This is a genomic window from Bavariicoccus seileri WCC 4188 (assembly GCF_000421665.1).
GTDB classification, from domain to species: domain Bacteria; phylum Bacillota; class Bacilli; order Lactobacillales; family Aerococcaceae; genus Bavariicoccus; species Bavariicoccus seileri.
This window is the reverse complement of sequence record NZ_ATXL01000029.1, coordinates 1-13,355: the sequence shown is the minus strand read 5'-3', so window position 1 is coordinate 13,355 and position 13,355 is coordinate 1. Positions and strand designations below refer to the sequence as shown.

The 13,355-nt window shown below is 35.6% G+C and carries 15 protein-coding genes and 1 other RNA gene; 7 read left to right on the top strand and 9 right to left on the bottom strand.

The window, feature by feature from the left end:
• Positions 1-303: 303 nt before the first annotated feature.
• From gpsB to H541_RS0107150, 4 genes are all read left to right on the top strand, one after another.
• Positions 304-630, top strand: a complete 327-nt coding sequence (gene gpsB / locus H541_RS0107160) for a cell division regulator GpsB (protein ID WP_022796643.1) — start codon at positions 304-306, stop codon at positions 628-630.
• Positions 631-766: 136 nt separating this feature from the next.
• An RNA gene (rnpB, locus tag H541_RS12990) (RNase P RNA component class B) lies at positions 767-1,134 on the top strand.
• A 196-nt stretch (positions 1,135-1,330) separates the two neighbouring features.
• On the top strand, positions 1,331-2,476 hold the full coding sequence (locus tag H541_RS0107155) for a THUMP domain-containing class I SAM-dependent RNA methyltransferase (protein ID WP_022796642.1): 1,146 nt from the start codon (positions 1,331-1,333) through the stop codon (positions 2,474-2,476).
• A gap of 42 nt (positions 2,477-2,518) precedes the next feature.
• Positions 2,519-3,445, top strand: coding sequence for a hypothetical protein (locus H541_RS0107150; RefSeq protein WP_022796641.1), 927 nt, complete (start codon positions 2,519-2,521; stop codon positions 3,443-3,445).
• 110 nt (positions 3,446-3,555) lie between these two features.
• Here H541_RS0107150 and H541_RS0107145 read toward each other — a convergent pair whose 3' ends face one another.
• The 8 genes from H541_RS0107145 to opp3b all read right to left on the bottom strand — a co-directional run bounded on the left by H541_RS0107145 (position 3,556) and on the right by opp3b (position 10,167).
• Complete coding sequence (locus tag H541_RS0107145) at positions 3,556-3,948, bottom strand: ribonuclease HI family protein (RefSeq protein ID WP_022796640.1); 393 nt, start codon at positions 3,946-3,948, stop codon at positions 3,556-3,558.
• 2 nt (positions 3,949-3,950) lie between these two features.
• Positions 3,951-4,160 carry a cold-shock protein gene (locus H541_RS0107140; RefSeq protein WP_022796639.1) on the bottom strand — a complete coding sequence of 70 codons (210 nt, stop codon included), beginning with the start codon at positions 4,158-4,160 and terminating at the stop codon, positions 3,951-3,953.
• A 47-nt stretch (positions 4,161-4,207) separates the two neighbouring features.
• Positions 4,208-4,579 carry a DUF2187 domain-containing protein gene (locus H541_RS11910; RefSeq protein ID WP_022796638.1) on the bottom strand — a complete coding sequence of 124 codons (372 nt, stop codon included), beginning with the start codon at positions 4,577-4,579 and terminating at the stop codon, positions 4,208-4,210.
• Positions 4,580-4,624: 45 nt separating this feature from the next.
• Complete coding sequence (locus tag H541_RS0107130) at positions 4,625-5,779, bottom strand: aminotransferase class I/II-fold pyridoxal phosphate-dependent enzyme (RefSeq protein ID WP_022796637.1); 1,155 nt, start codon at positions 5,777-5,779, stop codon at positions 4,625-4,627.
• A gap of 393 nt (positions 5,780-6,172) precedes the next feature.
• Complete coding sequence (locus H541_RS0107125; protein ID WP_022796636.1) at positions 6,173-7,135, bottom strand: ABC transporter ATP-binding protein; 963 nt, start codon at positions 7,133-7,135, stop codon at positions 6,173-6,175.
• Positions 7,125-8,189 carry an ABC transporter ATP-binding protein gene (locus H541_RS0107120; protein ID WP_022796635.1) on the bottom strand — a complete coding sequence of 355 codons (1,065 nt, stop codon included), beginning with the start codon at positions 8,187-8,189 and terminating at the stop codon, positions 7,125-7,127. The genes H541_RS0107125 and H541_RS0107120 overlap by 11 nt, the downstream gene beginning before the upstream one ends.
• A gap of 14 nt (positions 8,190-8,203) precedes the next feature.
• Positions 8,204-9,223 (bottom strand): oligopeptide ABC transporter permease, encoded by a 1,020-nt coding sequence (gene opp3C, locus H541_RS0107115; protein WP_022796634.1) that lies wholly within the window; start codon positions 9,221-9,223, stop codon positions 8,204-8,206.
• The gene (opp3b, locus tag H541_RS0107110; protein ID WP_022796633.1) at positions 9,223-10,167 is read right to left on the bottom strand and encodes an oligopeptide ABC transporter permease; all 945 of its coding nucleotides are present in this window, start codon (positions 10,165-10,167) and stop codon (positions 9,223-9,225) included. Before opp3b ends, opp3C begins: the two co-directional genes overlap by 1 nt.
• Before the next feature lie 334 nt (positions 10,168-10,501).
• Here opp3b and H541_RS0107105 point away from each other — a divergent pair, with 334 nt between their 5' ends.
• Positions 10,502-10,882, top strand: a complete 381-nt coding sequence (locus H541_RS0107105; RefSeq protein WP_022796632.1) for a hypothetical protein — start codon at positions 10,502-10,504, stop codon at positions 10,880-10,882.
• A 193-nt stretch (positions 10,883-11,075) separates the two neighbouring features.
• Here the strand turns inward: H541_RS0107105 and H541_RS0107100 are convergent, their stop codons facing one another.
• On the bottom strand, positions 11,076-12,740 hold the full coding sequence (locus H541_RS0107100; RefSeq protein WP_022796631.1) for a peptide ABC transporter substrate-binding protein: 1,665 nt from the start codon (positions 12,738-12,740) through the stop codon (positions 11,076-11,078).
• Positions 12,741-13,025: 285 nt separating this feature from the next.
• Here H541_RS0107100 and H541_RS11905 point away from each other — a divergent pair, with 285 nt between their 5' ends.
• Positions 13,026-13,226 (top strand): hypothetical protein, encoded by a 201-nt coding sequence (locus tag H541_RS11905; RefSeq protein ID WP_022796630.1) that lies wholly within the window; start codon positions 13,026-13,028, stop codon positions 13,224-13,226.
• Positions 13,216-13,355 (top strand): IS66 family insertion sequence element accessory protein TnpB (gene tnpB, locus H541_RS13835; protein WP_022796629.1); only part of this gene is annotated, 140 nt, incomplete at its 3' end. The genes H541_RS11905 and tnpB, both read left to right, overlap by 11 nt.

Here is a 13,355-nt window from a genome sequence, read left to right as displayed (position 1 = left end):
ATACATCATCAAAGTCTCGTATCATAGATGATTTAAACAGTTCTAGACTATTAGTATAATATAGTTTTACTGATATTCAAAAAAAGTGATTTTTAGCAGTGTTCTAAATTATTCTTTAGCCAATAAGACAATAATAAAGATTTTTTAATAAAGAATATCAAATCTTACGAAAAACCCTTGCTAAATAATCATCACAAACATTGAAAAGATAGAATGAATTTAGTATTATTGAAGGTGATGTTAAATGAACGACATGCTTGTTAGGTCTAGTGACCCTTCGACTAATCAAAGAGGTGTATATTTATGTCTGAACGTCTATTAACTACAAAAGATATTTTACAAAAAGATTTCAAAAATTCCTTTAGAGGATATAATGTTTCAGAAGTGGATGAGTACTTAGATACCGTGATTCGAGACTATGATTCTTTTCAAAAGGAAATTGCTTTTCTACAAAACGAAAATGAACGCTTAAGAGCTCGAGTTGAAGAATTATCACGTAAACAATCGCAAGCTGAGCCTCAAAGAAGTACGTCACCCCAAATGGGTGTAACGAACTTCGATATTTTGAAGCGACTTTCGAATTTAGAAAAACATGTTTTCGATGCAAAATTAAAAGAAGATCAACAATAATTGCGATAACTTATTGCTTTGATTTCCCTATTAGTGAAAATCTCTATTTAGTGACGTTCTCTATTAGTGAGTTTTTCTTATAGCAAAACGATTATTCGTTGATCTGATTTACCCTATTCCCTAGAATCAACTAATAAATTTCAGGTAATTACGCTAGCTTTTTAGCTGGTGAGGAAAGTCCATGCTCGCACAAGCTGCGATGCTTGTAGTGTTCGTGCTCAGCGAAATCATAAGCTGAGGTATTGGTTTTTTCCAATAACGGCAGAAAAAATGACTAAGGGGAAACCTATGTCAAAGTATTCTTGAAAGTGCCACAGTGACGAAGCAGTTTTAGAAATGAAATTGATGGAACGCGGTAAACCCCTCGAGCGAGCAACCCAAACATAATGGTAGGGGCACTTTTTTAGCGGAATTAAACGCGTGAAAGAGACAATTAATTGTAGACAGATGATTACCCACCATCTTAATCCTGGTTAAGGTGGTGACAGAACATGGCTTATCGAAATTTATTAACAGGACTGATAGACGAGATTTAGTCTCGTCTATTTTTTTAAATTTGACTTTTAAAAACCTGACTTTCAGATGGTGCCATATCGTATATTTCAATATCATTGGATATGGGTTATGATAATAAGTATTAGTAACCCTTTTCCCGCAAATCTGTATTAACTGATGTTTCAAAATTAAGGAGAATAAATACATGCCCATAGATGCAAAACCAAGCTTTAAGCTACTAGCAACGGCCGCAAGCGGTATCGAAACACTCGTTAAAAGAGAACTACAAGACCTTGGATATAATACTATAGTTGACAATGGTAAAGTTTTTTTCAATGGATCATGGGACGACATCGCCACTACGAATCTTTGGTTACGAACGGCAGATCGCATCAAAATTGTATACGGAGAATTCAAAGCTCTCACTTTCTCAGAATTATTTGATCAGACGTATGCACTACCTTGGGATAAATTATTGCCAGTTGATGCCAATTTCCCTGTCTCAGGAAAATCACTAAAATCAAAATTATTCAGCGTTCCTGATTGCCAAGCTATCGTTAAAAAAGCAATTGCTAAAAAGCTTCAAGATGTTTACCATAGACACAATCAACTTCCTGAAACCGGCGCCTTATACCCTATTGAAGTTGCGATACGAAAGAATCAAGTGCAAATTTCTATCGATACAACTGGTAGTAGTTTATTCAAAAGAGGATATCGTGTTGATAAAGGAACAGCACCTTTGAAAGAAAACATGGCTGCTGCACTTATTTTATTAACTAATTGGCATAGTGATAAACCTTTTATAGATCCATTTTGTGGGTCCGGAACTATACCAATCGAAGCAGCTTTAATTGGGCAAAACACACCACCTGGTTTCAATCGCTCTTTTATCAGTGAAAAATGGTTATATTTTCCAACTGAGATTTGGGATAGAGTCAGAGCAACTGCTGAAGAAAAAATCGATTATGATATCCAATTAAACATTTATGCGTCAGATATCGATGGTCATATGATTGAAATTGCAAAGAGAAATGCTGAAGAAGCGGGCGTTCTACATCAAATCACCTTTAAGCAACAAGCTATCAAAGATTTCAAAACGAATCTAGAAACAGGTACTATAGTGACTAATCCACCATATGGTGACAGGCTAAACAACAAAGATGACATTGTTGGAATCTACCAAACAATGGGTTCTGTATTTGCCCCGCTAACAGGATTTAGCAAGTATATCTTGACGAGCGACGAGCAATTTGAATTACATTTTGGAAGTAAAGCAACTCGAAAACGAAAACTATACAATGGTGCTATCAAGGTCGACTATTATCAATATTGGTCAAAAAAGAAAGAATGATGTGCTTTTTAAGCACTTCATCATAAATGAAGGATTGATATCGTGCAAACTCCCCTATCAAACCCACTTTCTAAGTGGCAATACAACGCATTTTTACTGCGTTATGCTCCGACAGAAAGAGCAGATAAATTTAAACATGGGGAATATCTGATTGACTTTATATCTATGCTGCAGTGGCAAGATATTTCAATTGATTTGCTCCATTTTTTAGAGATAGAGAAAAGCTATACGGATCATGATACAAAGGTTGATTACTCATTCATCAGCCATTATTTCCCACATAAATCGAGAAATATAAACAAATTGAAACAGGTAGATTCCGACGTAGAATCCATCTCTCAATACCGTCTTCCTGAGGGATTCTCTCATTTTCTGCCTCAATGTCTTAGGACAGAACGTCGGATGCCGAACATTTTTCATACGTCTCCCGTAACACTAATTGCTTTACCTCCTAAATGGGAGATTATAGAAATATTGTTGGCTCTTAATTTACCAATTTCATATGAATATTCTTACTTATCCTATCCTAAATTATCTTTCTCAACTCTTTTACCAGATCAATTTAAACCTACACATTACATCTATTTGATTCTCATACACTCCTACTTACCTTTATTAAGACATGAGTTTACGGGTTTGGAGACTTATAATGAGTTTAAATGCTATACTTATAGACAATTTATCTCTACAAACCAGAGTTACGATGAGTTGGAACTGAAAAAATGGCTTTGGGCAGATATGATTGCCTATCAATTATTTGATTATTTGTTGGAAGACGACCTTTTTTTAATGTATTTTATAACAAATCAGTGGCACAAAGTTAAATATTTTATATCTGAAGCCTTAGCAGTAAAAGCAAGCCTATTCGATAATCAATTACTAGTTCGTTCGCATTTTGATTCATGGCGGAAAAAGAGACTCAAATTTTGGAAAAAACAGATTAGGATAAAGCATCTCCTAAAAAAATAAAAGTGGACCATTTTTTGGTCCACTTTTTCTGATTTATCATCCGTTTATTATAGTAATAGATAACTAGCCTATATAAAATAATTCACCTTTGACTCTCCATGCGCTCATGATTAAGTTCTGAGATAACTCTTTGCTAACTGATCAGCTTTTTTATTTTGACTTTCAGGAACCCACTCAACTAAGGATAAGGTGTACTGATCAAGTAAAGGGCTGATCAGTTTTAGATAGTCACTATAGATCTTATTTCGTGAAAATCTCCTAGATAGAACCTGAACAACTATTTTACTATCACTATATACAGCAATAATATCATGACTATCACAATGACTTCTTACCCATTTTAAAGCTTCGTAAACACTTATAAATTCCGCTTCATGATTAGAATACTGATTTTTGAGATTTTTCCCCATTTGAAACTGGTTTTTATCAGCATAACATACCCAACCAACAGCAGTGGGGCCAGGGTTACCGGAGACAGCTGCATCACAAAAAAGTTTGATCACTGTTATACACCAACCACCAAAACATTTGTAGCTTGGAAGCCTTTTGCCCCCTCAACCAAATCAAAAGTCACTTGTTGCCCATTTTTCAATGTCTTAAACCCATCAGTATTAATACCAGTAAAATGGACAAAAAAATCATGCTCATTTGCTTCGTCAGTTATAAAACCATAGCCCTTTTTATCATCAAACCACTTCACGATACCTTTAGCCATCATAAACGCCCCCTACTGATTTCTATAGTATTGTTAACGTTTTTTGGTTATTCGTCAGTAAGTTTCTCTTTGACTTCCCCTTCTGAAATAACAACAAACTCATCGATATCTTTAAAGTTCACTATCGTCCGTTCTTCACAGATATCATGCATGATTGATTCAGAAAAAGCCCAATTAATTTTTACAACAGCAGAATTTGTCAAAAGTTTCTCAATTTTTCCTACCATCTGTTGCTCTCTAAAGAAAAACCTAATCTCATCCCCAACTTCGGGGCGAATCGATTCTTTAATTTTAGAAATGATGTCTATTGCTTCATCATAAGGAACATCTAAAAGATGAGCTATTCGTGATTTACTGGTACCCTTTCTTAGTTCAGTCTCAACCGTCTCGCGCATTGTTTTAGTAATTCTTTTTGCCAATGCATTCGCTCCCTTCAAATCTCCACAATATGCTACTTACCTCTATTATAGCATATTGTCAACAAAATCATGTATTGAACGAATTGCCTGTTTCAAAGTCTCCTCATCAATAGCATAACTTATCCTTATATAACGCTCACCAGATTTACCAAAATATTCTCCAGGAACAAATCCGAATTTATAACGATCAGCTATTCCCTTACAAAAATCGACTGATGCCTGTTTGAAATTATCTGGAATTTTAAGAAACAAGTAGAAGGCTCCATTTGGTTCAACGTACTCAAAACCATATTTTTGGCACTCAGCCAATAGTACAGTTCGACGTCTATTAAATACGTTCTTTATTGCTTCTGCTGATTCATCTCCATTATCTAAAGCCTCAACACCACCTAATTCAGCAAAACGAGTAGCATTATTAACTAATAGTTGATGGACTTTGAAAATTTGATCGATATACATTTGTGGAGCCATTATATAGCCCAAACGCCATCCAGTCATTGCGAAAGATTTGGATAAGCCATTTAGTAACACTGTACGTTCTGGGAGAAATTTAGCAAAAGAAGTATGTGGTTCGTCTGTATAATTTATGGTGCTATATATTTCATCACTAATAACAACTAAATCAGGATAGTTTTTAATTATTTCGCTGAATGCTTCTAAATCAGAAGCATTATAACTGACTCCAGTAGGATTTGAAGGGTAGTTTAAAATCAAGACTTTAGCATTCGGTGTATTTTTTAGTGTTTCATTTAGTGCCTCAGGAGTTAACCTCAAATTAGTTTTCTCAGTATTAATCGTAACAAACTGTAAGTTTGCAAAAGTTGAGATAGTTTCATACGCCGGATAATAAGGTTCTGGCACAATAACAGCATCATTCTTTTGAGTTAAAGTCATCAGCGTAGCTGCTAGTCCTTCTGTGACACCTATAGAAATCAAGACCTCGTTTTTATAGTCATAGTTTAGTCCCTGTGTCCTTCTAATATAATCGCTACATGCTCTACGAAATTCACTATCTCCCCTACTATTTGAATAGTGTGTCTCACCATTTTCTAAAGCTCTTATAGAGGCATCCACAATATGCCGAGGAGTATCCATATCAGGTTCACCAATCGTTAGAAGTGTTATATCACCAAAAGTATCAAACCAATCAGTAATTTCGCGTATAGGCGATGCAGAAACATATTTTAATATAGGATTCATAGTTATCCTTCTTTCATAATTTCTCTCAATAACATGACAATGTAACAGTATAAAATGAGACTATCTTTATGCGATAAAATGGTCTAATTAGTACCTAAGTCGCTAATAAACCATAAATATCCTCACTAATATTTAATGATATCCTAACTGTTATTTTATCAGACTTTTAGACCAATTACTATTTAAAAAGAGGTTGTTCATGGAGTGTTTAGCTTCAAGATATAAGGAAGTTTATCTGAAACAGCACTATTTAACGTAGAATCCTAAATTGTGCATCGAAAAAGAAGTTATAACGTGATACTAGTTATAACTTCTTCTTCAGTAAAAGCATCAGAAAAGCACCAGAAAATACCAGTTCAATGTTCATAAACCTATCTCAACGATGAAATCATTCTATAGCATTGAGACTTTTTCTTCACTCTCTTCTCTCTCACGGGTTTCTTTATTGATCTGTGCATCTTTCTCAGTACAGTAAACAAAGTGATTAGGGGTTATCTCACGCATCTCACAGCCTTCGTAATTACCATCTCCATGATACGAGATACGTTTGCGTGTCCTTTCATAATCTGGATCCGGTAAAGGCACAGCAGAAAGTAAACTCTTAGTATAAGGATGAAGCGGATGATTATAAACTTCATCTGCATCTCCGACCTCAACTAATTTACCATAGTACATAACACCGATTCGGTCACTAATGTATTTAACCATGGATAAGTCATGGGCAATAAAAAGGTAAGTTAAATGATGCTTATTTTGTAGATCTTTCAATAAATTGACAACTTGAGCTTGGATAGAAACATCTAATGCTGAAATAGGTTCATCACATACAATAAATTTTGGTTCAACAGCTAACGCTCTTGCGATTCCAATACGTTGACGTTGACCACCAGAAAACTCATGCGGATACCGAGTCGCATGGTCTGGGTTTAGTCCCACAGTTTTTAAGAGTTCATCGACTCTATTATTCCGTTCTTTATCATTTTTTGCTAAATGATGGATATCAATACCCTCAGCAATAATGTCTCGAACTTTCATTCTCGGGTTTAGTGATGCATATGGATCTTGGAAAATCATTTGTGCATCTTTATGAAAGTCAAGTAAATTTTTGTGCTTCACACTTTCAATATTTTCATTCTCGAAAATTATTTCTCCAGCAGTTGGATGATATAGTTTGATGATTGCTCTACCAGTGGTTGACTTCCCACAGCCAGATTCACCAACTAATCCAAACGTCTCTCCTTCATGAATTGTAAAGGAAATGTCATCAACGGCTTTTACTTCATTTTTGCTACCAACGTTAAAATATTTCTTCAAATGCTTGATTTGAACAAGTGGATTATCATAATTAATGGCCATCGGCAGTTCCTCCATTTCGCTCTTGTTTCAATTTGAACTCCTCTTGCCTTTTTACAATCACAGGTGGTGGTGTAACTTTAGGAGCTTGGGGATGAAGCAACCAAGTAGCTGCATAATGTGTATCAGAAACTTTAAAGAATGGTGGTTCTATTTCAGTATCTATTTCTAAAGCATATTCACTACGAGGTGCAAAAGCGTCACCAGTTGGCGGATCTAATAAATCAGGAGGTGTACCTGGAATAGCGTATAAGTCTCCTTCTGTTTCTAGTGTTGGCATAGAGGCTAAAAGCCCCCAAGTATACGGATGTTGAGGATTATAGAATATTTCATCAACAGTCCCAAATTCGACTATTTTTCCAGCATACATCACAGCAACTTTATCGGCTACGTTAGCAACAACACCTAAATCATGAGTGATAAAAATGATTGATGTTTCTATTTTCTTTTGAATATCTTTCATTAATTCTAATATTTGTGCTTGGATAGTTACATCCAGAGCAGTTGTTGGTTCATCAGCAATCAATATTTCTGGATCACACCCTAATGCAATTGCAATTACGATACGTTGACGTTGACCTCCTGAGAATTGATGAGGATATTGCTTCATCCGTTCTGGTGCATTCGGAATACCAACTAATGTTAATAATTCTTCTGCTCTTTTATAAGCTTCCTTTTTAGAAACTTTTTGATGCTTAAGGATTGGTTCAGCAATTTGCTTTCCAATTTTCGTTGTTGGGTTTAGAGAAGTCATTGGGTCTTGGAAAATCATCGCGATATTATGCCCTCTAATAGAACGCATTTGCTTGTCAGACAATTTCAAGAGATCCTTATCTTGGAAGAGAATCTCTCCTTGCTCTATAACCGCATTTCCACTTAATAAACGCATAATTGCCCTAGTGGTGACAGATTTACCAGATCCAGACTCTCCAACAATTGCTAAAGTTTCCCCTTTTTCCAATGAGAAGTCTACACCTCTAATAGCTTTTACCTTGCCGGCAAACGTGTTAAAAGAAATGTGCAAATCTTTTACTTCAAGTATTTTCTCTGCTGCCATAACAATTATCCCTTCTAATCTTTCATTCGTGGATCTAGAGCATCTCTTAAACCATCAGCTAAGAGGTTGAAACTAATCATGATGACACACATCACGCCAGCTGGATACCACATCAAATGTGGTAAGAAGCGAAAGGTCTTGTAACCATCATTGATCAAAGTACCTAAGGATGCACCTGGTGCTGGAATTCCAATTCCGATAAAGCTTAAGAATGCTTCAAAGAAAATGGCTGCGGGGATTGAAAACATCGTTTGAATAATGATGACACCCGCTAAGTTAGGAATCAAATGTTTGGTTGCAATCTTCCAAAATGACTCTCCTAATGCTTGTGCAGCTAAGACATACTCTTGAGATTTGAGTTTTAAGGTTTGTGCCCTGACAACTCTTGCCATTGAAAGCCATTCAGTAAATGCTAAGGCTAGAATGATCGAACCAACACCTGGTTTGAAGACCATTAGCATTAAAACGAGTACAACTAAGTTTGGCACCCCTGAAAGGATTTCAATAATCCGTTGCATCACGTTATCGATACGACCGCCGAACCACGCAGATGTTATTCCGTAGATAATACCGATTGTCAGATTAAACAACGCGGCAGAAAAAGCAATAATCAAGGAGATTCTGGTTCCGTATAGGATGCGAGAAAGTAAGTCACGACCTAAACCGTCTGTCCCAAGATAGAAATAAGTACTTTCAGGGACTTGTGCGGTAGCATATACATCAGCACCCTTACGAAAACCATTTAGGCCTGGAATACTAATACCAGGGATTTTTGGTGGTAAGTTAGCCCATTGAACATTTTGTTTATATGGACTATAAGGCGCTATCCAAGGAGCAGCAAATGCTAAAATACACATGATGATAATCAAAACTAAACATACCACTGCTGCCTTATTCTTTTTTAAACGTCTCCAAGAGTCTTGGAGAAAACTAAGAGATGGTGCAGCTATTTTTTCTTTATCGCCTAGTTTCTTTTTAGATGCAGGTTCAAACAGTTTCGGATCAAATTTCTTTGTTTGTAATGATTCTGCCATTATGCAGCACTCCCTTCATCCGCAAGGCTGATTCTAGGATCAATCAATCCATATAAGACATCAACGACTAATATGACAACAACTAGCATGAATGAATATAACATGGTGACACCCATGATAGTCGGATAGTCATTTTGCATGATTGATTTAACAAATTGTTCTCCAATTCCTGGTAAAGCAAATATATTTTCAACAACCATCGATCCAGTCATTAAACCAACCAACATTGGTCCTAAAATTGTTACCAAAGGAATGATAGCATTTCTAATCCCATGTTTATAAGCAACTTCCCATCGACTTAACCCCTTTGCGCGAGCTAATTCAATATAATCACTATTTAGCACATCGACCATCTCTGTTCTCACAAATCTGGCTGAATCTGCTAAAGGTGAGATTGCAAGTGCTATGGTTGGTAGGATTGAAGAAACAAACCCTTGATTCCATAAGGCAATCGGTAATATTGGGAAAATAACACCAAATAACAATTGCAACAACACTGCGAATACAAAACTTGGTATCGACCGTCCTAAAATAGCAACAAATGTTGCGACAGTATCAACCCACGTATTTTGTTTCATGGCAGCTATTATCCCTAGAAAAGTACCAAATATAGTTCCTACTATCATGGCTTGGATACCTATTTGGAACGAAACACCAATCCGAGAACCAATCAATCTGGAAACTGGTGCATTAAACTGGAACGACTGTCCCAAATCAAAAACAAGCAACCCTTTTAGATAAATCAAATACTGTACAAACACTGGTTTATCTAACCCATACTTTTGATTCATTAATGCTATTTGCGCATCCGTTAATTTTTCTTCATTCGCATAAGGCGAACCGGGTAACAACTTCATTAAAAAGAAAGTGATCGTCGCAATCAAAAATAATGTGATGATCATGTAAAAAACACGTTTAGATAAATATTTCCAATATCCCTTCAAGAAAACCCCCCCTAGTTTCTATTTAAATACTTTTTGTTCAATCATAAATGCTTACCTTGAAAATCATAAACAATTTTTTCTAAAATGTCAAAACAATGAGAATAATAATAAAGATTACAATGATATTGCTTTTACATCATACTTCGGCTAAATTGAATATACTACATTCTTTAAGAATGATGTCCTGTTAGATTTGATGGCTTAGCCATAGTTTTTTCTAGGTTTAACCATCAGACTAATAGATAGTACTGTGATTAATATAACTAGTTCTTGATTGCAAGCTATATACTCACTAGCAATTAGTAGAACTAACCTATAAGGAGAGCTTTAATCAATGTCGTTTGTTAAAAAGTATAAAATCTTTATTGTGGCAATCTCACTACTTATTCTGGTGTTCATCTATCAATGGTTGACAGAAAAACGGATTAGTTTTTTGAGTACCAGTGATTACACTTTGTATATTGCAGCATTCTTTAGTGTTTTTGGCATAGGGGGTAAAATATTTGAGGCCGGTACATTTGATTTTTTCATGTACAGTGTCGAATATCTTAAACGGATGCTACAGCCACACAAGTATGACTTAACAACTCCTATCAAAAGAAAGCAGCTTAGCCAAGCAGTAGGAAAAGCCTATATATTCCCTTTACGTCTAACAATAATTTTCTTTTTGATATCCTTAATGAGTCTAATACTACATTATACCTTTGAAGTTTAAGTAACCTTTTAGTATCTTCTTTATTCTAATCTATTTCTAATAGTTAATCAGCTTAGTTCTACTCGATTTAAATAGAGCCAGCTGGAGTCACTGCTACGAAAATAATCATAATACTAAACAAAACGGTCGAGACCTTTAACTAGTCTTGACCGTTTTGAATGTCCAGAATTTTTAATATCATCCTCAATCAGTTTTATTTAGAATTTTTGACAACCCATTTGTAATCAAAATCTGCACCAACAGTGTGTGTCACAAAGTTTTCCAAAGAAGGACTTTGTAATGCAGCGCCGTAACGTTGATACAACGGACCAATAGCTCCATCATCGAGCAACAATTTTTCAGCTTCTAATAATTCTGACCAACGTTTATCTAAGTCTTCCGTTTCAGCACGAGCAGATTGGATTAACTTATCGTAATCTGGATTACTGTAACCAGTTGAGTTATTACCATTAGTAGATTCAAATAGTTCTAAGTAGTTGATAGGATCTGCAAAGTCAGCACTCCAACCAGCTAATTGTATATCATAGTCTCCACTATCATCTTTTTGTAATCTATTTTTGAATGGTACATTTGTAAGAGTAACTGTTAAACCAGGTAAATTCTCTTGTAATTGGGCTTGAATAAATTCTGAAGATGTTTTCGCATTTTCACTATCATCTGAAAGGAAGTCTAATGTCAATGAATCAACACCAAGTTCATCCAATCCTTTTTCCCAGTATTCTTTAGCAGCGTCAACATCAAATGTTGATAGCTCACCACTCTCAGCTCTAAAGTCTTCTTTGGTAGAAGGATTAGCTGCTAAGTCCGCTGGTACTAAACCAACTGCCACTTGAGACCCATTTTGAAGTACACGGTCTACGTATGCTTGTCTATCCACTGCTGCTGATAAAGCTTTTCTAATATTAACGTTTGCTAAAGCTTCTTTTTCAACATTATATTTCAAGTAGAATAATGAAGAAGTTGGAACTTTTACAAGATCAGGATCGTCTACTTTTTGAGCTATATAATCTCCTGTCAGAGCTAAACGATCAAGTTCCCCTGTTTCATATAAGTTTAAACCAGTTGATGTTTCCTTAATAACTTGGATATCAATTTCGTCTGTTTTAACAGCGTCTGCATCCCAGTAATCAGGGTTTTTAATATATTTCCAAGAAAGTCCAGTTCCATCCCAATCCTCTAAAGTATATGGTCCGATATAAAGGAGGTTGTCGCTGTTAGTAGCGTAGTCATCACCTTTTTCAGTTACAAACTTTTCGTTTAACGGATAGAATGGTGCCATTGCGAATAAACTATTTAAATATGGCACATTAGATTCTAATTCTACTTTTAATGTATGATTGTCAACAGCTTCAACACCTAATTCAGAAGGATCAGCTTCACCATTGATAATTTCACTTGCATTTTTGATAACGCCAGCTGCTAAATAGTTATACGAAGCTGCTGTTGCAGGATCAACTAAGCGACGCCATGAATAAACAAAATCGTTAGCTGTCAATGGATCACCATTTGACCATTTCACATCTTTTAATGTAAACGTCAACGTTTTACCATCTTCTGAAACTTCTGGTTCACCTTCAGCTAAAGCTGCATCAAAGCCAGCTCCATCTTCAGATTGACGGTAAAGACCTTCAGTTACTGATTGTAATGCATTGAATCCTTCAGTATCTGTAACTAGTGTAGAATCCATTGTTGGTAATTCTGCTCCAGCAGGTAATTTGATTACTTCTGCCCCGTCAGCTGAATCACCATCGCCATTACCACCATTACCACCGCCATCGTTACCACCATTACCACAAGCGGCTAATAGAACAGTTGTCCCTAATAACAAAGCCGGTTTCTTTAATTTTTCCAAATCCATAGATTTGCCCCCTCAATGAGTAACATTATTAAACTACATAATAATTTTATCATCATATTCTAATATAAACAAGATAAATTTTAAAAAAATGTTTCTCTCAATTTAGAATTCCACCAACAATACTATTCTATGTTATATAATATCTACTTTAATTAGCTGGCCACATCTATTATAAGCATTGCTTCTATAGCACTTCATGCGTAAGCGGGAAGTAATCAGGTATATTCCTAAATAGTTAACCTCCGGTTATTCTTAAGACACTAAAGAATAATTGGAGGTTTCATTTTGGCTAAAATTCAGGATATCGTTCCAGTGAACATCAAATCGGATCAGGTAAAGCAACAGACGTCTGGAAAATCACATTCAATTAAACCTAAAATTGCCTTGCGAGTAAAACGCGGTGAGATGGATTTAATTTTCTATAACGGCTGTGACAAGTATATTTTGTACACGGTCCTAAAAGAGCTTAATCTCTATGATCATTGATTATACCAAAGTAAAACATATTTACATTGTATGTGGTAAAACGGATATGCGTCGTGGCATTGACGGACTAGCAGGTATTATCACGGACCAATATGATCTTGATGTTTATTCGGATGCCCTTTTCTTGTT